The 23,311-nt window shown below is 44.8% G+C and carries 21 protein-coding genes and 1 riboswitch; of the genes, 4 read left to right on the forward strand and 17 right to left on the reverse strand.

The annotated features are described in order from the left end of the window. Nucleotides 1-42: 42 nt before the first annotated feature. The 6 genes from R7Q38_RS06740 to yfbV form a co-directional block, all read right to left on the reverse strand. Nucleotides 43-1,503: a sensor domain-containing diguanylate cyclase gene (locus R7Q38_RS06740; protein WP_318114169.1), complete on the reverse strand. Its 1,461-nt coding sequence runs from the start codon at nucleotides 1,501-1,503 to the stop codon at nucleotides 43-45. 174 nt (nucleotides 1,504-1,677) lie between these two features. Continuing rightward, the gene (malZ, locus tag R7Q38_RS06745) at nucleotides 1,678-3,504 is read right to left on the reverse strand and encodes a maltodextrin glucosidase (protein ID WP_318114170.1); all 1,827 of its coding nucleotides are present in this window, start codon (nucleotides 3,502-3,504) and stop codon (nucleotides 1,678-1,680) included. A gap of 141 nt (nucleotides 3,505-3,645) precedes the next feature. After that, a complete protein-coding gene (locus R7Q38_RS06750) occupies nucleotides 3,646-4,440 on the reverse strand; it encodes an ABC transporter ATP-binding protein (protein WP_005387275.1) in 795 nt (264 codons plus the stop codon). Next, nucleotides 4,437-5,372, reverse strand: coding sequence for an ABC transporter permease (locus R7Q38_RS06755; RefSeq protein ID WP_012841584.1), 936 nt, complete (start codon nucleotides 5,370-5,372; stop codon nucleotides 4,437-4,439). Before R7Q38_RS06755 ends, R7Q38_RS06750 begins: the two co-directional genes overlap by 4 nt. Nucleotides 5,373-5,547: 175 nt before the next feature. After that, nucleotides 5,548-6,513 carry an ABC transporter substrate-binding protein gene (locus tag R7Q38_RS06760; protein ID WP_017633858.1) on the reverse strand — a complete coding sequence of 322 codons (966 nt, stop codon included), beginning with the start codon at nucleotides 6,511-6,513 and terminating at the stop codon, nucleotides 5,548-5,550. 330 nt (nucleotides 6,514-6,843) lie between these two features. Beyond that, nucleotides 6,844-7,296 (reverse strand): terminus macrodomain insulation protein YfbV, encoded by a 453-nt coding sequence (yfbV, locus tag R7Q38_RS06765; protein ID WP_005380809.1) that lies wholly within the window; start codon nucleotides 7,294-7,296, stop codon nucleotides 6,844-6,846. A gap of 347 nt (nucleotides 7,297-7,643) precedes the next feature. Here yfbV and R7Q38_RS06770 point away from each other — a divergent pair, with 347 nt between their 5' ends. The 3 genes from R7Q38_RS06770 to R7Q38_RS06780 all read left to right on the forward strand — a co-directional run bounded on the left by R7Q38_RS06770 (nucleotide 7,644) and on the right by R7Q38_RS06780 (nucleotide 11,887). Next, a complete protein-coding gene (locus R7Q38_RS06770; RefSeq protein ID WP_005380807.1) occupies nucleotides 7,644-8,840 on the forward strand; it encodes an acetate kinase in 1,197 nt (398 codons plus the stop codon). Between the two features lie 136 nt (nucleotides 8,841-8,976). Continuing rightward, nucleotides 8,977-11,121, forward strand: a complete 2,145-nt coding sequence (gene pta, locus R7Q38_RS06775) for a phosphate acetyltransferase (RefSeq protein ID WP_005380805.1) — start codon at nucleotides 8,977-8,979, stop codon at nucleotides 11,119-11,121. A 343-nt stretch (nucleotides 11,122-11,464) separates the two neighbouring features. Continuing rightward, on the forward strand, nucleotides 11,465-11,887 hold the full coding sequence (locus R7Q38_RS06780; protein ID WP_005387269.1) for a hypothetical protein: 423 nt from the start codon (nucleotides 11,465-11,467) through the stop codon (nucleotides 11,885-11,887). 114 nt (nucleotides 11,888-12,001) lie between these two features. On the opposite strand, the gene R7Q38_RS06785 is transcribed toward R7Q38_RS06780, so the two are convergent. The 11 genes from R7Q38_RS06785 to moaA form a co-directional block, all read right to left on the reverse strand. Continuing rightward, nucleotides 12,002-12,949: a glutathione S-transferase family protein gene (locus tag R7Q38_RS06785; protein WP_042523110.1), complete on the reverse strand. Its 948-nt coding sequence runs from the start codon at nucleotides 12,947-12,949 to the stop codon at nucleotides 12,002-12,004. Nucleotides 12,950-13,116: 167 nt separating this feature from the next. Next, the gene (gene oppF / locus R7Q38_RS06790; RefSeq protein ID WP_281419951.1) at nucleotides 13,117-14,130 is read right to left on the reverse strand and encodes a murein tripeptide/oligopeptide ABC transporter ATP binding protein OppF; all 1,014 of its coding nucleotides are present in this window, start codon (nucleotides 14,128-14,130) and stop codon (nucleotides 13,117-13,119) included. Further along, the gene (locus R7Q38_RS06795) at nucleotides 14,109-15,080 is read right to left on the reverse strand and encodes an ABC transporter ATP-binding protein (protein ID WP_005380792.1); all 972 of its coding nucleotides are present in this window, start codon (nucleotides 15,078-15,080) and stop codon (nucleotides 14,109-14,111) included. The genes oppF and R7Q38_RS06795 overlap by 22 nt, the downstream gene beginning before the upstream one ends. Before the next feature lie 27 nt (nucleotides 15,081-15,107). Beyond that, a complete protein-coding gene (gene oppC / locus R7Q38_RS06800; RefSeq protein WP_017633861.1) occupies nucleotides 15,108-16,010 on the reverse strand; it encodes an oligopeptide ABC transporter permease OppC in 903 nt (300 codons plus the stop codon). 15 nt (nucleotides 16,011-16,025) lie between these two features. Continuing rightward, a complete protein-coding gene (gene oppB, locus R7Q38_RS06805) occupies nucleotides 16,026-16,946 on the reverse strand; it encodes an oligopeptide ABC transporter permease OppB (RefSeq protein ID WP_005380786.1) in 921 nt (306 codons plus the stop codon). Between the two features lie 128 nt (nucleotides 16,947-17,074). Then, nucleotides 17,075-18,751 (reverse strand): ABC transporter substrate-binding protein, encoded by a 1,677-nt coding sequence (locus R7Q38_RS06810; RefSeq protein ID WP_222712460.1) that lies wholly within the window; start codon nucleotides 18,749-18,751, stop codon nucleotides 17,075-17,077. Between the two features lie 531 nt (nucleotides 18,752-19,282). Next, nucleotides 19,283-19,738 (reverse strand): molybdopterin synthase catalytic subunit MoaE, encoded by a 456-nt coding sequence (gene moaE / locus R7Q38_RS06815; protein ID WP_005380781.1) that lies wholly within the window; start codon nucleotides 19,736-19,738, stop codon nucleotides 19,283-19,285. Between the two features lies 1 nt (nucleotide 19,739). After that, nucleotides 19,740-19,997, reverse strand: coding sequence for a molybdopterin synthase sulfur carrier subunit (gene moaD / locus R7Q38_RS06820; RefSeq protein ID WP_005388938.1), 258 nt, complete (start codon nucleotides 19,995-19,997; stop codon nucleotides 19,740-19,742). Beyond that, nucleotides 19,994-20,473, reverse strand: coding sequence for a cyclic pyranopterin monophosphate synthase MoaC (moaC, locus tag R7Q38_RS06825; protein WP_005380779.1), 480 nt, complete (start codon nucleotides 20,471-20,473; stop codon nucleotides 19,994-19,996). Before moaC ends, moaD begins: the two co-directional genes overlap by 4 nt. 26 nt (nucleotides 20,474-20,499) lie before the next feature. After that, entirely contained in the window at nucleotides 20,500-21,012 is a 513-nt protein-coding gene (gene moaB, locus R7Q38_RS06830; RefSeq protein ID WP_005388935.1) for a molybdenum cofactor biosynthesis protein B, read from the reverse strand. A gap of 101 nt (nucleotides 21,013-21,113) precedes the next feature. Further along, nucleotides 21,114-22,103: a GTP 3',8-cyclase MoaA gene (moaA, locus tag R7Q38_RS06835; protein WP_213866429.1), complete on the reverse strand. Its 990-nt coding sequence runs from the start codon at nucleotides 22,101-22,103 to the stop codon at nucleotides 21,114-21,116. After that, a riboswitch (molybdenum cofactor riboswitch) is annotated at nucleotides 22,092-22,226 on the reverse strand. It overlaps the preceding gene by 12 nt. A gap of 175 nt (nucleotides 22,227-22,401) precedes the next feature. Here moaA and R7Q38_RS06840 point away from each other — a divergent pair. Then, complete coding sequence (locus tag R7Q38_RS06840) at nucleotides 22,402-23,298, forward strand: YvcK family protein (protein WP_171342879.1); 897 nt, start codon at nucleotides 22,402-22,404, stop codon at nucleotides 23,296-23,298. Nucleotides 23,299-23,311: the final 13 nt, after the last annotated feature.

Raw genomic sequence — 23,311 nt, forward strand, 5'->3', positions numbered from 1 at the left:
CACAAAAAGGACGAATATCTCGTCCTTTTTTGTACCTAAATCCTAGTAACAGATCTTATTTTTGCCGGTACTTTTGGCTTGATATAACTTTTCATCCGCCGCTTTAAACAATTCATCAAAGTTTTCTACTCGGCTCTCTTTACTAAACACCACACCGCCAGAGATCGTAAAGCCTTCTTTCGTTACGCGTATCGAGCGCTCATCTATGGCTTTTTTTACTCTGTCTAAAATGAGTTTAATGCCTTCTGAATCTTCGTCATAAATCGCTAAAACGAATTCTTCGCCACCAAACCTTGAGGCAACATCGGTATGGCGAATATTTTCACGTATACATTTTGCAACAAGCTGAATTGCAGAATCACCGACATCATGACCATAGGTGTCGTTGATCTTCTTGAAGTTATCAATATCGAACACTGCCAAAGCAACCTGTTTTTTTGTCATCTTATTACGCCACACGGTTTGCATACCTCGACGATTCAATAAGCTGGTCATTGGGTCTCTTGCTGCCAGTTCTTTAAAGTAACGTCGCTCGCTATGCATATTCACATAGAACAAGACGACGGTACTCAGCACGTAAATAAATAGTGCGACAATAAGGCTGTATTTTTCAAAAACCGCTAGGTTCTTAGCTTCATCCCAAAGGTTGTACTCGTAGTACATGCTGTGATTCGCACTCAATCGATCTAACTCGACTGGTTTGATTCGTGTACTGTTTGAAGGAATGGATTGTAAATTGGAAACCAAATGAAACTGACCTACAAGACCTAGCGACGAAGCCATAAGCGTATTGATGTCAAAATCAATAGACAAAACACCTTGGTGTTCTCCTTTCTCATAGACGGGGACCGTCATACTAATGACTTGACCTTCCATCGAGTCCAACACAGGCCCTGGTCCAGCCAAGGTAATGTTCACTTTATCTTGCGCGGTTTTTTGCCAAAAAGGTCGGGCTTTTAGCGTTGACAAAAGCTCTCTTGTGAAATTTTTTGCGTAGATATCGGGGGAGGAGATAACGTAACCGCGCTTGTCAATGTAATGGATTCCAACAATGTGCGATTCAATATCGTGCAGAAATGACAATGACGGCGCAAAACCCGCCTTTTGTTCAGCTAACTGGTTAATCGTTGAACCTTGCTGACATAAGCTTTCGTCCCCTACGATCATATAATCAAGGTCAACCGCAGGTAACCCTTCACTATAAACACTTTCGAGTAATAACACATCTATAGGCCAAAGATAACAAAGCCCTTCTTTGACTAAAGAATTATGTTCTTCAAACAGTGGGTTAGCGTAATTGGTATAGTTGGTGAAGCTGTAATCTAAAGCCGTGAGTACTTTAATACCGCGAGACATTGCACGCTCGATACGCGAATACTCAGAATCGATATAGCGGTTAACCGCATCATAGTAATTTTTCGTTGTCACGAGTAAAACCACTACAAATAACGCCAGAGGAAAAAAGATGACAAATGAGAGGCTAAATCGCCTTTGGTTTACCATTGAGTACCATACATATGAAAGGTCAATAGTCTCTTATGACTGCTATTAAATTGATACTCGTTATCTGGTGACGCATGCAATGCAGCACCAGATAACAAGAGACCAAACAAATGTGTGCGCGCTGTTTGAGACCGTTTATATATTAAAGGAGTTTAATCAATATAGAGTGTGGTGTCACTTTAGTCGCCATAATTTGCAGCTCTGTGCCGACATATTGACAGAGATATGACCTTTATAATCAACCTGTTCTGTGTCATCTAACAACGATACAACTTGGCTAACCTCCAAGCCCAGTTGCCACATAGGTAAATCGATTGAACATTCATTACCACTGAGATTAATCATTACAACGACTGCTTCACGACCCAGTACACGTGCGTACGCCAACAGGTTGTTAGTGCAATGAAGCCATTGAATACAGCCCGACTGTAAAGGCTTACATTGTTTACGTATCTTGATCCATTGTTGGTAAAGCGATAGCCATTGTGAACTTTCAATTTCATTCCAAGGAAAACAGTGACGATTATCTGGGTCTAGACCTCCTTCTAGACCGACTTCACTCCCGTAGTAAATACAAGGCGTGCCAACGTAAGTCATAAGCATTGCTAGCGCGATGTTCATTTTACGCTTATCACCATCAACCAGTGTGATAAACCGAGCAGTATCGTGACTATCGAGTTGATTCAGCTGCGATAGCTGATTCGAAAATGGGATTTTTGCTCTGGCTTCGTCCAACCATGCTTTAAACTCCAAACCATCAATGTTGATTGGATCGTACATAATGTCTTGTCGTGCGATAAAAGCTCGAACTGGATGAGCAAAACCGTAGTAGTTCATCGCCCCATCCTCTTGATCACCTTGCAACCACTGCGTTGCTTCAAAAAAGTGCTCACCTAACACATAAGCATTCGGGTTTACTGACTTTGTCGCATTACGAAACGCTGCCACATAATGAGCATTGTTTTTCGCGCCGTCTCCTTCGCCAAGCATATGGATTACATCAAACCGCCAGCCATCAACCAAGTACGGTGGCTTCAGCCAATACTTGATGACAGACTCTTCACTTTGGTAGATGTAGTCGCGCACCTGTTCATTTTCGAAGTTCAGAACCGGTAAGTTACCAATGCCTTTCCAACCAATGTAGTGATTGGTTTCGCCTTCGAAAAAGTAGTAATCACGGAACTTTGACTGCGGATTGCCATATGCTCCTTCTCCTTTTTGTTGGATATCAAACCAAGGATGATGCACTGACGTGTGGTTAAACACCGCGTCTAAGACAATCTTCATATTCTTACCACGGATTTTCTCACACAGTTCAGCAAACTGATCGTTGGTGCCGAACATAGGGTCAACATTGAAGTAATCAGTGGTGTCGTATTTATGATTACTTGGTGAAGAAAAGATCGGATTGAAATAAAGCGCAGTAACGCCGAGCTGTTCAAGATAGTCCAACTTTTGCTCTACACCTTTGAGGTCGCCGCCAAAGAATTCACGTGCCCCGGTATTTTGGTGAGAGCCTACCGCGTCTCCCCACGGCTTGACGATCGATGCAGAATCATACTGAGCATAAGCGTGGCGAATATCAGACTCACTTTTACTAGCAGAAAAACGGTCAGGAAAGATTTGATAGAAAACTTGCTCTTGGACCCAGCTTGGTGGTTGATGGTTTACATTCAACTTAAAGTGGAACTCTTTGGGTGGAATACGCTTTTGCACACCCCGTGCATCGAGCCAGTATTGTTGTCCGTCTTTGAGGATCTTAAACACATAATGTGTGACATCTCGATCTTGATTTGGTCGAAACGATGCCTCCCATAGTAATAATTCACCAGCCGTTCCCACTTGAGCCATGTCGACCAGATATTCTTCATTGTCCGGCTCAATACGCACATAGACGGAATCAAAATCCAATGTCTCGGTTTTCAGTCTGACTGTAACTTGCTCGTCATTAAAAGCTAAACCATCAATAGTTTGACTATGAAAAATAAATGGCAGGTTCATTATGGGCACTCCTCGTCATCGGATATGCCACTATGTTATTGAAGAATTAGAGACAAGAAATCCTCCCTGCGAGTTGACATATCAGCCAATTTTCCCAAGGAGGATCACACTTAGTAGGCGTAGTGACTTGTCGGATACCGCTTAGTTCAACAAGAGACTGTCATCTGCAAGCTCTTCTCCACGCACTTTGGAGAACATATCCAACAAGTCTGGTACCTGCATGTTAGCGCGCTGCTCTCCAGCCACATCAAGCACAATTTCACCTTGGTGAAGCATTACGGTCCTATCGCCACATGCTAATGCGTCTTTCATCGAATGCGTCACCATCATCACTGTTAAATCGAACTCATCGACAATACGTTTAGTTAAGTCGATAACAAACGCCGCCATACGAGGATCAAGCGCAGCCGTGTGTTCATCAAGCAATAACAACTTACTCTCCGATAACGTCGCCATCACAAGGCTAACGGCTTGTCGTTGTCCACCAGACAGCAACCCAATGCTATCGCCCAAGCGGTCTTCTAAACCAAGACCGAGGATGCTAATTCGCTCTTGGAACAGCTTGCGACGTTTAGTAGAGAGCGCCAACCCCCAGCTGCGTTTTTTACCACGCATGTGCGCTAGAGCCATGTTCTCTTCTATCGTCAGTTCACCACAAGTCCCGGCCAATGGATCTTGAAACACTCGGGCACATTGCGTCGCACGTTGGGCTACCGTCTGCTTGGTGACGTCTTTGCCGTCAATGATAACCTGACCACCTATCATCGGCGTCTCACCTGTCACCGCACCAAGCAACGTCGATTTTCCTGCGCCATTAGAACCAATCACGGTAAGAAATTGATGCTCTGGAACCTCTAAAGAGACGCCTTTCAATGCACGATTTTCCAAAATCGTCCCAGGGTTGAACGTGACCTGAATATTATTTAGTTCGATCATAATGCCTCCCCAGAACCATTTTTTGATGCCGCTTGTTTAGCATCAGTAACGCGTTGTTTCGCTCTCATGCTCTGTTTTAGCTTTGGAGCAATAAGCGCCACAGCCACCAATACTGCGGTAACAAGGTTGAGGTCTGAAGCTTGTAAACCAAACATGCCTGAGCTCAAAGCGAAAGCCACTGCAAGGCGATAAAGTACCGAACCGATGATGACCGCAAATACCGCAACCCAAATCTTGCGCCCGGGAATAAGGGTCTGCCCCAAAATCACAGCTGCCAAACCAACGACAATGGTGCCCACGCCAGAGGTCACATCCGCAAAGCTGTTCGTTTGTGCAAACAACGCGCCTGCGAATCCCACAAACCCGTTGGATAAAGCCAAGCCAAAGTAGGTATAAAAGCCAGTGCTAGCCCCTTGCGCAGAAACCATACGCGCATTCACACCCGTGGCTCGTAAACCAAGACCAAAGTCGCTGTTCAGCAGGCGAATGACAAAGAAAGCGGACAGAAGAACTAAGACCCCAACAACCAGAGGGCGAATAAACATCGCATCGCCCAATGCTTCAAACGGAGTGAGAATCGTATCCTCTCCAAGCAACGCCATATTAGGTTTGCCCATAATACGAATATTAATTGAAAATGCAGCTATCATGGTAAGAATGGAAGCTAACAGGTGTAAAATACCACACCGAACAGCCAGAAAAGCGGTTACCCACCCCGTCATACTACCAGCTATCATCGCCATTATTGTCGCAAGCCAAGGATTAATACCTGCGACAATCGCCGTTGCAGCAACCGCAGCTCCCATTGGAAAGCTGCCATCCACACTCAAATCGGGGAAATCGAGAACACGGAACGTAAGATACACACCCAGAGCGACTAGGCCATAAATCAAGCCAATTTCGAGTGCGCCAAAAAAAGCAAATGCAGACATAACTGCTCCTTTCTGCATGCTCAGGCTGGCTAATACCAACCTGAACGTAAGACTTCTAACGTATACTCCCCCTTCTTCTCTAGCAGAATGCTCTACACGAGAAATCCGGCGAGTATCAATTTTGGGGCAAGCCTCTACCAACCAACGTGACAGGCTTAACCCCAAAAAGCGTTACTTATTGCATGCTTGTCGCACGTTCAACCACAGAACTTGGCAGCTTGATACCGAGCTTAGATGCTGCGCTTTCATTAATTACAAGGTCAGAGCCCGTCGCGACTTTTACATCCAGCTTGCCTGGTTCTTGACCATCAAGAATCGCCGCCACGTAATCCGCGGTTTGTACACCAACCTGGTAGTAGTCAAAACCTAAGCCTGCAATAGCACCCTTTTCGACATACGACGTCGCGCCACCAAATACAGGTTTCTTCGCTTGATTCGCTGCCACAATCATCCCTTCAATCGCACTTGCAACTGTATTGTCTGTTGGGGCGTAAAGAATGTCTGATTTCGCTGCAATCGCTTGAGTCGCAGACTGAACATCAGCACTTTTTAGTGCGGTCGCTTCAACCACTTGTATGCCTTTTGCTTTTGCGCTTTCTTTTAGTAATTCAACTAAAGTCACGGCATTAGCTTCACCGGGATTAAATACAACCCCGATGCTTTTCACCTGAGGAAGAATTTCTTGGATGAGATCGACATGCTGAGCAACGGGGGAAAGATCAGACAGGCCAGTTACGTTTTTACCTGGTTGTTCCATCGACTTAACCAATTTCGCACCAACCGGATCTGTTACCGCAGTAAAGACAACAGGAATAGAGCGAGTAGCCGACACCAAAGCTTGTGCCGAAGGTGTCGCGATGCCAACTAACACATCAGGATTTTCGCCGACGTACTGACGGGCAATTTGCACCGCAATCGCTGGATTACCCTGTGCGGTCTTATAATCAAATTCTAGATTTTTGCCTTCTTCGTAGCCTTTCGCTTTCAAACCATCAAGTAACCCTTGGCGCGTCGCGTCTAACGCCGGGTGTTCGACAATCTGTGAAACTGCGACAGTTGCAGTGGCGGCTAGTACATTGGTAGAAGAGAAAATAGCAGTAGCTGATAGAACGGCAGTGGCTAATAAACGTTTCGTTTTCATCATAACTCCTTGATGTGACTTCGTCCTTGTTTCACGAGCTTTCAATATGTGTATCGACTCGTGAATTCAAATGTTTGAAGGCGGTATTGTTGTGTTCATATAACTGTGCACTTCTTGCGCATCTTGTTTTTATTATTACTACTAAGTCTTAGTAAAGAAAAGAAAGATTTAACACTAAAGCAACATTTGTGATCGGGGGGACTTCTTCATCCGGAAAGAATCTTTGGTAAACAAAGCTTCGCTCGCTTCATCAACGACCGTCAAAGTAGGTAATAGAGGCAGGATCAAAAATGGAGCGGCCAGTGCACACTCCATTTCAAACAATTTAAATTAGAACCAACGCTCTAATGACGATTTATCGAGCTGGCGAAACGCTCGGTTCAGTATTATCGCAAGCTCTTTGTAACGAGGGCGAGCTTTGACAGGCTCTAATGCAAAACCTGTTTCCACAATTTTTTGATGCAACTCCCGATACCAAGAGGCCAAAGAAGGCGGCAATTTCGTGTTGGATCGAGCACCAAGCCACCAAATGCCTTGAAGTGGCAAGCTAATCGCAAACAAGGCAACAACAATGGATTGAGGTAACGCGTGGTAATTGTTGAATGCCATTTGAGTGAGTACGCTGATCGCAGCAACGGCCGGCATGACTTTAATGCCAAAGCGAGTCGCCTTAATGATACGCTGTTCCGGAAATATGGCGCTTAGCTCTTTACGAACTGGCCAGATCTCCATGTAATTCTGGCCATCTTTCAGGCTATGGATCAATCCGACTTTATTACTCATACCGCTCTCTCACTAAAAAATAGTTGAACATTTCAACTGAAGGTACAAAAAATTGATGAAAGTTAATATTCTTTCAAATTTTTTTTGTTATCATTGCTTATTATCGCTATCCTTTGCAGACCCTCAATCTCATTGTTGCTGTTATTTACAATTTAAGCAACTCCGAGATATCTATCTGCACGGATCGCATCATAGTGATGGAAGGGTTCATCACTATTTCTTTATATGGAATTAGAACAATTTTTGACCAGGATTAGTACGCAGCCTTCTGGGTATCGGCTATTCTTGTGATTAATTTTTCATTCTTTAACTGATTTTTTTATCAGACGAATAACAGGTAGTCATACATGTCTAAGCTAGTTTTAGTTTTAAACTGCGGTAGTTCTTCTCTTAAATTTGCCGTTGTTGATGCCGAGAACGGCGACGAGCACTTGTCAGGTCTTGCTGAGTGTCTTCACCTTCCTGAAGCTCGCATCAAGTGGAAACTTGATGGCAAGCACGAAGCTCAACTAGGCAATGGTGCAGCTCACGAAGAAGCACTAGCGTTTATGGTAGAAACTATTCTTGCTTCTAAGCCAGAGCTTAAAGCTAACCTAGGCGCAATCGGTCACCGTATCGTTCACGGCGGCGAGCAGTTCACTCAATCTGCACTAATTACTGATGAAGTTCTAAAAGGTATTCAAGACGCTGCAACATTTGCACCTCTTCATAACCCTGCTCACATCATCGGTATCGAAGCGGCTAAGAAAAACTTCCCAGAGCTGAAAAACGTTGCTGTATTTGACACTGCGTTCCACCAAACTATGCCTGAAGAGTCTTACCTATACGCTCTTCCATACAACCTATACAAAGAACACGGTATCCGTCGTTACGGCATGCACGGTACTTCTCACTTGTTCATCACTCGTGAAGTTGCAGGCCTACTAAACAAACCAGTTGAAGAAGTAAACATCATCAACTGTCACCTAGGTAACGGCGCATCTGTATGTGCGATCAAGAACGGTCAATCTGTAGACACTTCTATGGGTCTTACTCCACTTGAAGGTCTGGTAATGGGTACTCGCTGTGGCGACATCGACCCTGCTATCGTCTTCCACCTACACGACGCTCTAGGTTACTCTGTTGATCAAATCAACACGATGCTAACTAAAGAGTCTGGTCTTCAAGGTCTAACTGAAGTGACTTCTGACTGTCGTTTCGTTGAAGACAACTACGGTCAAAAAGAAGAAGCAACACGCGCAATGGACGTGTTCTGCCACCGTCTAGCTAAATACGTTGCTGGCTACACTGCTTCAATGGAAGGCCGTCTAGACGCAATCACTTTCACTGGCGGTATCGGCGAGAACTCTGGCCCTATCCGTGAAATGGTTCTAAACCGTCTTGGCATCTTCGGTATCGAAGTAGATAGCGAAGCTAACCTTAAAGCTCGCTTCGGCGGCGAAGGCGTTATCACGACTGAAAACAGCCGTATCCCTGCAATGGTTATCTCTACTAACGAAGAGCTAGTCATCGCTGAAGACACTGCTCGCCTGACAGGTCTTTAATTGAATTCCTGGCTAGCCACTCGGCTAGCCAGATTTTCATTCAAACGAATTTCTTAGGGGCTCAACTCCTATTCTTCGAGCTTCATGGAATAAGAGTTGAGCTTTTATCCCCCAAATAGCTAAAGGTACTCTACGAATGTCTCGTACTATTATGCTTATCCCTACTAGCGCAGGCGTTGGCCTAACAAGCGTTAGCATGGGTGTTCTTCGCGCTATGGAGCGTAAAGGCGTTAAAGTTTCTTTCTACAAGCCAATCTGTCAGCCACGTTCAGGTGGTGATCAGCCAGATCTGACTTCAACTATCGTTGGTCGTAACAGCGATATGAAGATCGGTGAACCAATGGCGATGTCTGTTGCTGAAAGCCTAATCGGTAACGACAACATGGACGAGCTGCTAGAAACCGTTGTTGAACGTTACAACCAAATCAACAAAGACGCAGACGTTACGCTAATCGAAGGTCTTGTACCTACTCGTAAGCACCCATTTGCAAACCAAGTAAACGCGGAAATCGCGGCAACACTTGGTGCAGAAATCGTGCTAGTTGCGACTCCAGGTACTGATAACCCTGCGCAACTGAAAGAGCGTATCGAAGTAGCATGTTCTAACTTCGGCGGCACTAAAAACAAAAACATCTCTGGTGTTATCATCAACAAGCTAAACGCTCCTGTTGACGAAGCTGGCCGTACTCGCCCTGACCTATCTGAAATCTTTGACGATGCAGACAGCGCGAAACAAAACGAATTGAAAGTGATGGAAATTTTTAACACTTCTCCAATTCGTGTACTAGGTTGTGTGCCATGGAGCATTGATCTGATTGCGACTCGTGCAATCGACATGGCTAAGCACCTGAAAGCAGATATCATCAACGAAGGTGACATCAACACTCGTCGCATCAAGAGCATCACTTTCTGTGCACGTTCTCTGCCAAACATGATTGAGCACTTCAAACCGGGCTCTCTACTTGTTACTTCTGCAGACCGTCCTGATGTTATCGTTGCTGCTTCTCTTGCTGCAATGAACGGTGTGGATATTGGTGCAGTACTGCTAACTGGCGGTTACGATATCCCTAGCGAAATCGAAGGCCTATGTAAACCAGCATTCGACACTGGTCTACCTATCTTCAAAGCACAAGGTAACACTTGGCAAACGTCTCTAAACCTACAGAGCTTCAGCATCGAAGTACCTGCAGACGATAAAGAGCGTATCGAGTTCATCAACGAACACGTTGCTGGCCACATCGACGGTAACTGGATCGAGTCTATGACTGAAGGCACTCAGAAGTCTCGTCGTCTAAGCCCACCAGCGTTCCGTTACCAGCTAACTGAACTTGCTCGTAAAGCAGGTAAGCGTATCGTTCTTCCAGAAGGTGACGAACCACGCACAGTTAAAGCAGCGGCAATCTGTGCTGAACGCGGCATTGCAGACTGTGTACTTCTAGGTAACCCAGATGAAATCCGTCGCGTAGCGGCTCAACAAGGCGTTGAGCTAGGTACTGGTGTAACCATCATTGATGCAGATGCTGTTCGTGAAAACTACGTTGCTCGCCTAGTTGAGTTGCGCGGTGCTAAAGGCATGACTGAAGTTGTGGCTCGTGAGAAGCTACAAGATTCAGTATTCCTAGGCACAATGATGCTTGAGAACGACGAAGTTGACGGCCTAGTTTCTGGTGCTGTTCACACTACGGCGAACACTATCGTTCCTCCGTTCCAAATCATCAAGACGGCACCAAATGCGTCTATCGTATCTTCAGTATTCTTCATGCTTCTGCCTGATCAAGTACTGGTTTACGGTGACTGTGCAATCAACCCAGATCCAACTGCTGAACAGCTTGCTGAAATCGCTATCCAATCTGCTGACTCTGCAGCAGCATTTGGTATCGAACCACGCGTTGCAATGATCTCTTACTCTACTGGTGAATCTGGTAAGGGTGCAGACGTTGATAAAGTACGTGAAGCAACAAAACTGGCTCAAGAGAAACGTCCTGATCTTATCATTGACGGTCCTCTACAGTACGACGCTGCTATTATGGAAAACGTTGCTGCTTCTAAAGCACCAAACTCTCCAGTTGCAGGTAAAGCGACAGTATTTGTATTCCCAGACCTAAACACGGGTAACACAACTTATAAAGCGGTACAACGTTCAGCTGACCTAGTATCTATCGGTCCAATGCTGCAAGGTATGCGTAAGCCTGTAAACGACTTGTCTCGTGGCGCGCTAGTAGACGACATCGTGTACACCATCGCTCTAACAGCTATCCAAGCAGACCAAGAAGCTAAATAATCGCTTCTGACATCTAGTTGGATATAGATACAAAGCCCTCGATTCATCGAGGGCTTTTTCTATTGCTGGCCAGAACACTTATTTGTTTTTTATACCAATCACTGCACAACCTATAATTACTGGTGCGCAAAGCTTTTCTCCCTATCGCCCCACCACACCTAATCGACAATGCTCGCGCTTGTTCTTACACCGATTGACCCATTCCCCAAAATACATTGGCTCCAAGGCAGCACGGCCCCTGTTCAATTTATCGGCATTATTTACGTTTTAGCTAAACTTTTTTGCTAGGAAATACGTAAAAGCTACTGCAATGCACAAACTCATTGACTGCTAAGGAATATATATGAAGGATTTCATCAATACATCACTGATAAAGTTTGGTTTAGCTGCGTTTCTGATTAGTTTTTCTTCATTCAGCTTTTCCGCCTCGAGTATTAAAGGCGTCGATCAAGATATGTCCGGAGGAACGGTGACCGCTGAAATGGCTCATGCTGATGACAATGGGTGGATGGTTGTCCACCGAACAGACGAATCAATGAAGCCTGGTCCTGTTATCGGCTACGCTCCGTTAAAAATGGGAAAGAATGAAAACGTAAATGCAATTTTGATGGAACCAGTAGAATCAGGCGATATGCTGATGTTAATGGTCCACGGAGAGAAAGGTGGCATGAAGACTGGTGTGTTTGAGTATACGCTCGGCGCTAAAGAGGACGGTCCTGTAAAAGTGGACGGAAAGCTAGTGATGGACATCGTACGCGCTAAGTAAGGTGACGATGAATGAAAAAGTAAACTTCCTACTCCCGGTATTTAGATGACACAAAAGTACTTAACGGCATTGCTAACCGTTAAGTACTTTTTCATTTGCGATGGAAGCAGCAAACTAGCCAATCCTTTCTCTTCCATGAGGAGTATTTAGGTCTAAATCAGGCCCTTTTGGTACAACTTGCGTCGGATTAATCCCTGTGTGGCTGAAGTAGTAGTGGCGTTTAATGTGATAGAAATCCGTCGTGTCTTCGACGCCTTCAACTTGATACAACTCTTTTAAGTAGCCTTGTATATTTTCGTAGTCTGCGATGCGCTGCTTGTTACACTTGAAATGCCCCACATACACCGCATCAAAACGAATAAGAGTCGTAAACAAACGCCAATCCGCCTCAGTAATTGTGTTCCCTGCTAAGTAACGATGCGTCGCTAGGTGAGCATCGATTTTATCTAACGCATTAAACAAAGAATCAAACGCTTCTTCATACGCCTCTTGCGTAGTCGCGAAGCCACAACGATACACTCCGTTGTTGACATTCGGATAAACAAAATCGTTCCACTCATCAATAACGTGTTTTAGATGTTCTGGATAGTAGTCGTCGTGATTCCCTGTTAACGCATTGAACTCCGAGTTAAACATACGAATGATCTCTGACGACTCGTTCGACACAATAGTATTGGTCTTTTTATCCCAAAGTACAGGCACGGTTACGCGGCCCGTGTAATCGGGTTTGGCCTGCGTGTAAATTTGATACATGCGCGTGTGACCAAACAATGGCTCAGGAAGCCCCATTTGCCAACCTTGGCTGAGCATATCAGGGCAAACGACCGTGACATCAATATGTGGTTCTAAACCTTTCAGCTTGCGGAAAATGAGGGTTCGATGTGCCCAAGGACAAGCAAGAGAGACATACAAATGGTATCGACCGGACTCTGGCGTAAACTCCGCATCAGGGTCGTTTTTAACCCAGTTACGGAATCCGGCATCTTCGCGCACAAATTTGCCACCATTTGATTTTGTGTCATACCAGACATCTTGCCAAACACCTTCAACCAACTTACCCATGATTGCTCTCCTCTCGTTCTGTTTGTGTCTATATTAGCGTTTCCTATCAAACAGAGAATCATCGAACTTAGGACATCATGTTCAAGAAATTCGAATGTATAAATCAGACACATAAAAAAAGCGCGACCCGATGAAGGTGTCGCGCTTAAGCCCGTCACAGGCTGAATTTATACACTAACGTGTAAACAAGATACCGCGTGAATGTCATTACCTAAAATGGTTGGCTTCGTCTTCGCACACTCTTCGGTTGCTTGTGGGCAACGAGTGCGGAATACACAACCCGACGGTGGGTTGATAGGTGAAGGAAGATCACCCTCTAGCATTTGGATTTTCTTATTGCGCTCAATATCCGGGTCCGGGATCGGAACCGCAGACATCAGCGCACGCGTATATGGGTGCTTAGGATCAGCAAACAGAGCCTCGGCCTCGCCAAGTTCCACGGCATTACCTAAATACATAACTAAAACGCGATCTGAAATGTGTTTAACGACAGACAAGTCATGCGCAATGAATACCAGAGAAAGCCCTAACTCTTTTTGAATCTCTTTAAGCAGGTTAACAACCTGAGCTTGAATAGATACATCAAGCGCCGATACTGGCTCGTCACAAATGATCATCTTAGGCTTAAGGATAAGCGCACGCGCTATCCCGATACGCTGACACTGACCACCCGAAAACTCGTGTGGGTAACGGTTAATCACGTTAGGTAATAGGCCAACTTTCGCCATCATCTCTTTAACGCGATCTTTCACTTCCTGCTTAGACAGTTCTGGATAGAATGTCTCAAGAGGTTCAGCAATGATATCACCAACAGTCATACGCGGATTCAGCGATGCCAATGGGTCTTGGAAAATCATCTGAATTTCTTTACGCGTCTCACGGCGCTGAACGCTTTTCATTTTAGTAAGGTCTTGACCCAACCACACTACTTGGCCGTCAGTAGCTTCAACCAGACCAATGATGGCACGAGCAAACGTCGATTTACCACAACCTGATTCACCTACTACACCAAGCGTTTCCCCTTCGTATAGTCGAACGTTCACGCCATCTACCGCTTTCAGGCTCGAAGGCTTTGACCACGGCCATGCCGACTTTGAGGCAATGCTGAAGTGAACTTTCAGCTCAGAAATGTCCAGAATTAGTTTTTTGTCTACTGCGTTCATTTGTTCCAAGCCTCCCATTCAGAAAAACATGCACGCTGACGACCATCACCAAATGGTGTCAGAATTGGCGCCTCGCGCTTACAACGATCCATCACACGGTGACAGCGCTCTTGATAAGGGCAGCCCGGCGGTAGACGAAGCAAGTTTGGTGGATTACCAGGAATGGTCGGCAGAATTTCACCTTCAGTATCGAGGCGAGGAATCGCCTTCAGCAGCCCCTCCGCATAAGGATGGCTTGGATTGTAGAAAATTTCGTTTACGTTACCGTACTCCATAGTACGGCCTGCATACATCACCAGCACCTTGTCACACGAACCTGCAACCACACCAAGGTCGTGCGTGATCATGATGATCGCTGTGTTGAACTCAGATTTCAGCTCATTCAACAAGTCCATGATCTGTGCTTGTACCGTCACATCAAGTGCTGTTGTTGGCTCATCGGCAATAAGCAGTTTAGGACGACATAACAACGCCATCGCGATCATTACACGCTGACGCATACCGCCTGAAAACTCATGCGGGTACATCGTGATACGCTTACGCGCTTCAGGGATTTTTACCGCTTCCAGCATGCGTACTGATTCTTCAAATGCTTCCGCTTTGCCCATGCCTTTGTGCAGCATAAGCACTTCCATCAACTGATCACTCACTTTCATGTAAGGGTTCAGTGATGTCATTGGGTCTTGGAAGATCATTGCGATCTGTTCCGCACGCACTTTGTTCAGTTCTTTTTCTGGTAAGTTTAGGATTTCTTTGCCTTCAAACTTTGCGCTACCAGAAATAATACCGTTCTTAGCCAAAAGGCCCATGATTGCGAATACGGTTTGAGATTTACCTGATCCCGACTCTCCAACGATACCTAAGGTTTCGCCTTGGTTGAGAGAAAAGTTCAAATCGTTTACTGCGGTTACGATACCATCTTGCGTGGTGAATTCGACGCGCAGATCTTTGACATCTAATAAGCTCATCATTGCTTCCTTAATCTTATCTTTTAATTATCTGTCTTTTGGATCCAGCGCATCGCGCAGGCCGTCACCAACGTAGTTGAAGCAGAATAGCGTCACAACCATGAACACTGCTGGGAATGCCAGCTGCCAGATTGCTACTTCCATTGTCTGTGCACCTTCTTGTAGAAGAGCGCCCCAACTTGTCATTGGTTCCTGAACACCAAGACCAAGGAATGATAGGAATGATTCCGTTAGAATCATACTTGGGATAAGCAGCGTAGAGTATACCGCTACAATACCCAGTACGTTCGGTACGATATGACGAGTAATGATTTTCCAGTTGCTTACACCACACACATGTGCCGCTTCGATAAACTCCTTGCTACGTAGACTAAGAGTCTGACCACGTACGATACGCGCCATATCTAGCCATGCGATAGCACCAATCGCAACGAAGATCAGCATGATGTTACGACCGAAGAATGTTACCAGTACAATCACCAGGAACATAAACGGTACCGCGTATAAAATTTCTAGAATACGCATCATTACGCGGTCAACTTTACCGCCGATGAAACCAGATGCTGCGCCGTAGAGCGTACCAATCAGTACCGCTACAAATGCACCCATAACACCCACCATCAACGAAATACGACCTCCAATTAGCGTACGCACGTATAAATCACGGCCTAAGCTGTCAGTACCAAACCAATGGTCAGCATTCGGTGCAACGTGCATCGCGTACCAGTCAGTATCATCAAATGTGTACGGTGCGATCATTGGCAGGATAATAACCGCCAACGTCATTAGAACAAGAAGGAATAAGCTCACCATCGCCGCTTTATTGCGCATGAAACGGATACGAGCATCTTGCCAAAGACTACGACCTTCAATCTCCAAGTTTTCGGAGAATTTCTCAATCGCTTCTAGGTTTTCTTTTTTCGTTAACATAACCAAACGTCCCTGTTAGTAGCGAATTTTCGGGTCAATCATTGCAAGTAAAATATCTACAATCGCGTTGAATAGAATGAATAGGAAACCAATCAGAATGGTTACCCCCATTACTAGCGAGTAGTCACGGTTAAATGCAGCGTTAACGAATAGTTTACCAATACCAGGCAGACCAAAAATGGTTTCGATAACAACGGAGCCGGTGATGATACCTACGAAAGCTGGCCCCATGTAAGAAACAACAGGGAGAAGTGCCGGCTTCAGAGCGTGTTTGATAATGATGTAACGGTAACTTAGACCTTTAGCACGTGCCGTACGAATAAAGTTACTGTTTAGGGTTTCGATCATCGAACCACGCGTGATACGAGCAAAGGTAGCAACATACAGTAGCGACATACCAATAACAGGAAGCACTAAATACTGCCAGCTACCATCTTGCCAACCGCCCGCAGGGAAGATATTCCAGTGAAGCGAGAATATGTAGATAAGCGCAGGCGCTAATACAAAGGATGGCATTACGACACCAAGCATCGCAGTCGACATAATGGTGTAATCAATCCAAGTATTTTGCTTGAGCGCAGCAATGGTACCGACGGTAACCCCCATTATCAAAGTAAAGATAAAGGCGATGAAGCCCACTTTAGCCGAAACAGGTAAGGCAACCGCGATCAGCTCGTTTACTGAGTAATCAAGGTATTTAAATGACGGTCCGAAATCACCTTGGATAACATTGGTCAAATACGTGGTGTATTGTTCAAATACAGGTTTATCCAAGCCATATTTAGCTTCGATATTTGCCATTACTTCGGGTGGCAATGGACGCTCTGTCGAGAAAGGGTTTCCCGGTGCAAAGCGCATAAGAAAGAAAGATACGGTGATCAAAACCAACATTGTTGGGATCGCCTCAAATATCCTTTTTGCGATGAATTTAAGCATAAACTCACTCTTTCAGTCTGTGACAGTTAAATTAAAGAAGTCGTCCAATTCTTTTGGACTAAAGATAGGCGCTACATGCAATTTCTCACATGTAGGGCCTCATTTTTATAGTTCTATCGAGTTACGAATTACTCTGTGATGTAGAGATCTTTAGAGTAAATCTTGTCTTCCGCGTTATTTACTGGGAAGCCACCAACTTTCGGTGATAGTAGACGTGATTTCACGTACTGGTAGATAGGTGCGATTGGCATATCTTTTGCCATCAACTTCTCTGCTTCTAGGTAAAGTGCTTGGCGCTCTTCGTCAGAAGTTGAAGCAAATGCTTTGTTCATGATCGTATCGTACTCTTTGCTGTCGTAGTGAATACCACCAGTAGTGTTATTACTCATCATCAGCGTTAGGAAAGATGAAGCTTCGTTGTAGTCGCCACACCAACCTGCACGAGCAACCTCAAAGTTGCCAGAATCTTTGGTAGATAGGTAAGTTTTCCACTCTTGGTTTTCTAGCGTAACGTCTAGACCAAGCGTCTTCTTCCACATTGAACCCAGTGCAACCGCAAGTTTCTTGTGGTTCTCTGATGTATTGTATAGAAGGTTAAATTCAAGAGGGTTGTCTGCGCCGTAACCCGCTTCTTCCAATAGACGCGCAGCTTCTGCGTTACGCTCTTCTTGCGTCATTTTGCCGTATGCAGGGATTTCTGGGTTGAAACCTGCCGTAATTTCAGGTGTTAGGAAGTAAGCTGGCTTTTGACCTTGACCTAAAATCGCATCAGTCACAATGTTACGGTCAATCGCATAAGAAATCGCTTTACGCACGCGAACATCATCAAACGGCTTTTTCTTCGTATTGAAGATGTAGTAGTAAGTACATAAGTTACCGGTTACAGACACTTCTTGTGGGTGCTCTTTCTTCAGACGCTTGAAGTGCTCTGTAGGCAGCTCGTTCGTGAAGTCGATTTCACCCGCTAGGAAGCGGTTCATTTCCGCTACTTGGTTCTCGATTGGTAGGAAAGTAACTTGGTCAAGCGTCGTGTTTTCGTTGTCCCAGTACTGTTCGTTACGTTTTAGAACCAAACGCTCGTTTACAACCCAGTTGTCAACAACATAAGCACCGTTACCTACAAAGTTCTCTGGCTTCGTCCATTGATCGCCGAACTTTTCAACAGTTGCTTGATGAACAGGTTTCACTGTCGTGTGGCCCATCATCATTACAAAATATGGTACTGCAGTATCTAACTCAACCACTAACGTGTGATCGTCAACCGCTTTAACACCTAACTCGCTCTTATCTTTTTTACCCGCAACAATGTCTTTTGCGTTCTTCATCTTGGTGTATTCCATGTACCAAGCATATGGAGAGGCGGTTGCTGGATCGACTGCACGTTGGAAGCTGTAAACGAAATCACCTGCAGTGACAGGATCACCGTTTGACCATTTTGCGTCTTCACGTAAGTGGAAAGTGTATGTTTTGTTGTCTTCAGTTTCCCAAGATTCTGCAACACCAGGGATAGTGTTACCGTCCGCATCTTGGTTTACAAGGCCTTCAAGAAGATCGCGAATCACGTGGGATTCTGGAACACCTTGAGATTTATGAGGGTCTATTGTCGCAACTTCTGTACCGTTACCACGCACCAATTCTTGAACAGCAGCAAGTTTTGGCTCTTTAGAATCAGATTTAGCTTCAGGGGCTGGAGCCGGAGCAGGCTCAGCAGCTTGTTTCTCCGCAGGCTTTTCACCACAACCGGCTAGAGCGAGAGAAAGACCAGCACCAATAAATAAAGCGCGCGTGATTTTATTCTTATACATGCGTAAAACTCCAAATTTTTTCGTTAGCATCCATGACTTCTTTGTAAGGGCCTGGAACGGTCAGAGTTTTAGATTTTTTTAGTGCACTTTCTGAGCACAAAAGTCTAAAACCTTACAAAGACTGCGGCACACATTAGCAATCATTGAAGTAATTTGCCATAAAAATGTAGCAAAAAAACCAATAATGCTGACTAAACCACACATATCTAGCAGTAAACTCTAACCCCAAAGCATTCACCAGCCAAATAAAGACCAGAAGCGACATTTAACAGGCGAAACTTTCGATTAATCTGAGTTTAAACCATTTACTAGCATCTTATGCTAGATATTTACACATCATTTAACATTTATGACAAATCAAGTCTAACAAATAATTGTTTATATATTGGGCAAAAAACTTTTATTGTGAAGAATATCACCAGACAAAAGATAGGAAATATTGAAACAAAGTGAGCAATACAATGAAGATAAATACAAAAAAAGCTAAGTACCATTAGCACTTAGCTTTTTTCACTAGAATGCGGGTTAGTTCTATTTTTCCCAACGCTGTGCAGCTTGATGATCGGTGTCGCGCGACTCAATCCAACGATCTTCATTCGTCGTACGCTCTTTTTTCCAAAATGGTGCTTGGGTTTTCAGATAATCCATGATGAACTCGCACGCATCAAATGCCGCGCCGCGGTGCGCACTGGAAACGCCCACAAATACAATTTGATCACCGCTATCCATGTCTCCGACACGATGAATCACGCGTACACCTAATAGTGGCCAGCGAGACTCAGCTTGATCGCAAATGTCGCTCAAGCTCTTCTCTGTCATCCCCGGATAGTGCTCTAGATGTAAACCAATGACATTATCCCCAAGGTTCATATCTCGAACTTTACCAACGAATGTAACGACAGCGCCGGCAGCCGTCCCTTCAGATAGACGTTGATATTCTTGCTCAACCGAAAAGTCTTCAATTTGTACAGAAACACGAGAATCCATCTTAACCCCCAGTTACCGGCGGGAAAAACGCAACTTCGTCACCTGCTTTTACTTGTGTATCCAGAGGGACGATGGATTGGTTCACTGCAGCAAGTAGCTTTCCTGGCTCGAGCGCTAAATCCCACTTGCCATCTTTCTTAGTGCCTTCTTCCACTAGATGTGCACGAATTGATTCAACCGTTTCAAACGGCCCGTCTAACTCGACACTGTCGATGCCAATCAGCTCGCGAGTTTGAGCAAAGAAAAGTACTTTAATCATGATTCCACCTTAAAGTGACCAGATTTACCACCCGTTTTCTCTAGTAGACGAACTTGACCAATGACCATGTCTTTTTGTACTGCTTTACACATATCGTAAATCGTTAGAGCAGCAACGGAAGCTGCCGTGAGCGCTTCCATTTCCACACCAGTTTTACCCGCAAGTTTACATACTGATTCGATGCGAACTTTGTTTTCTGCTTCGATAGCTTCCAGTTGAACTTCAACTTTAGAGAGTAGTAGCGGATGACAAAGTGGAATCAAATCCCAGGTTTTCTTCGCAGCTTGAATACCAGCAATACGAGCCGTCGCAAATACATCACCTTTGTGGTGCTGGCCAGAGACAATCAGTTGAAGTGTTTCTGGGGCCATGTGAACAAATGCTTCAGCACGAGCTTCACGAACCGTCTCCGTTTTTGCTGACACGTCAACCATGTTTGCTTCGCCAGAAGCATTGATATGTGTAAATTGGGTCATTGTTTTTCCTTCGCTTTTAGGAAAGGTTATACAGATAGGTGTGGCATGAAGTTACAAGGGCGATGACTTGCATCCAACTGCTGTTTAATAATTTTTGTCCAGCCTGTGCGGCACGCACCAGTTGAACCTGGCATTGCGAAGATCACGGTGTGGTTAGCAAAACCTGCAATCGCACGAGACTGAATCGTAGACGTACCGATCTCTTCGTACGACACCATACGGAACAACTCACCAAAACCTTCAACTTCTTTATCAAATAGAGGCTTAAGTGCTTCTGGCGTGCTATCACGTGAGGTGAAACCTGTACCGCCAGTAATCATGATCGCTTGTACGCTTTCATCAGCAATCCATTGAGAAACAATCGCGCGGATCTTGTACATATCATCAATAACAATTTGCTTGTCTACTACGTTGTGACCCGCTTCTTGAGCATGTTCAGCAAGGTAACGACCAGAGGTATCGTTTTCTTCAGTACGAGTGTCAGATACCGTTAGAACGGCAATATTTGCAGGTTGGAATTTGCTTTCAGCGTGACCCATTTGTTCACCTATTCTCTTAATTAGCTTTGATACGCTTGGTATCGATTCGGAAAAAGTTAGAGCCAGCTTATCAGTGAACTCGCTCTAAAAATTGAATGAAGTTAGCCGCCGATAGACGCGAGGTGTGGCGTCATACCAGTATTGCCATCATGCAAGAAATGGCTTACCGACTTGGTTTGTAACTGCGCCTGGATACGTTCAATAAGCTCACTCTCTTGCTCATCACGTTCCAAAAGATCACGCAATTCTACACCGTGGTCTCCAAACAGACATAGGTGCAGCTTCCCCATCGCAGAAACGCGCAGTCGGTTGCAGCTTTCACAAAAGTCTTTTTCATAAGGCATGATAAGACCTATTTCACCCTTGTAATCAGGATGAACAAATACTTGCGCAGGACCATCATTATGCGAGCGCACTTTCAGCAACCAACCATTTGCAATTAGCTGGTTACGAATTGCCACTCCGGATACATGGTGCTTATTAAATAGCTCATCCATCTCACCCGTTTGCATCAACTCAATGAAACGCAGTTGGATTGGACGATCTTTTATCCAGTTAAGAAACGCTGGCAGCTCGTGATGGTTCAGATCTTTCATCAACACCACATTAACTTTTACTTGCTCATAACCGACCTCGAACGCACGTTCGATACCATTCATGACTTCAGTAAACTTATTTTCACCTGTGATTTGATGAAACATACGCGGGTCAAGGCTATCCACACTGACATTAATGTGGGTTAAACCCGATTCACGCCAATCTGCGACTTGTTTTGCCATGCGATAGCCATTGGTTGTCGTTGCAACTTTTTGAATGCCAGGCGTCGCCGCTACTGAATGGATAATGTCGGTAAAATCTTTGCGTAAGCTAGGCTCACCACCAGTGATGCGCACTTTTGACGTGCCACAATCAGCGAATGCTTTTACGACCCGTTTGATTTCAGGGAGAGATAAAAAAGACGAGTTTTTATTGCCCGAAGGCTTATAGCCATCAGGAAGGCAATAGGTACATTTGAAATTACATACGTCGGTCACAGACAGACGCAAGTAATAAAACTTACGATGAAATTTGTCTTCGAATTGTTGCGCCACGGAACACCTTTCCAAACACGGGAGGCATGGCCATTTCCAATCATGCCCTTGTGACAGTATGCCACTGGCTCAAAACGCCTATCCAAGGACTTAGCAATAGTGAGCTCGGAGTTATGGCAACCAGAGATATGAAATCTCTGATAGCTTTGCGGTGTAAAATACTTAATATTTGTAATGGAATCCAGACTTGAGTGATAAAAAACTCTCTAGAGACACAATTTACCGCTAAGTGAGTACCTTTAAGACACTCCTTAAGATAAATTGTAGCCGTTTTTTATTAGATTATTAGAAGAACATAATGAATATCTACACAGATAAAAAAGTGGTCGCTGTTGGCGGTGGTCATGGCTTAGGTCGAATGCTGGCCGCATTACGAGATTTTGGCAGCAATGCAACTGGGATTGTTGCCACGACTGACAATGGTGGTTCAACAGGAAGAATTCGTCACTGCCAAGGAGGAATCGCTTGGGGAGACACACGTAACTGTATTAATCAGCTCATTACAGAGCCTTCAATCAGTTCGATGATGTTTGAATATCGCTTCAAAGGCACTGGCGAACTTGATGGTCATAATCTTGGTAATTTGATGCTTACTGCACTCGATAACTTATCGGTCAGGCCTTTAGATGCCATTAATCTGATTCGCAATATGTTAAAAGTCGACGTTAACATCCTTCCTATGTCCGAACACCCTTCGGATCTTTCCGCGTTATCCGTAGATGGGAAGTGGGTTACGGGAGAAACAAATGTCGACGAAATGAAAGCAGACTTGCGACGTTTGGATCTTTCACCAGAAGTACCTGCTACCAAAGAAGCCATCACAGCTTTGGCGGAAGCGGACGCGATTATTCTTGGCCCTGGCAGTTTTTTAACTAGTATCATGCCTCCTTTATTGCTGCCTGAACTCGGCAAAGCGATTGCAGCAAACACAAAAGCAAAAGTCATTTTTGTTGCTAACCTGAGTCCAGAATACGGCCCAGCGGGACGAATGACGATGGCTCAAAAATTAGAATGGTGTGAACGTGCCTGTCAAGGAAGAAAAATAGACGTGGTTCTAGCAGAGAAAACCGAGCAAGACATCTTAAGTCAATGGAATGTAGTGACGGAGTCACTCGCCTCCTCTAACCGAGACTGGCGTCACGATAGAAACAAGCTCAAACTAGCGATTGAAAATCAGCTACAACTTTCTATTTAAGAGCACGTTACCT

The sequence above is a fragment of the Vibrio sp. Vb0598 genome (assembly GCF_033338935.1).
Taxonomy (GTDB): Bacteria; Pseudomonadota; Gammaproteobacteria; order Enterobacterales; family Vibrionaceae; genus Vibrio; species Vibrio alginolyticus.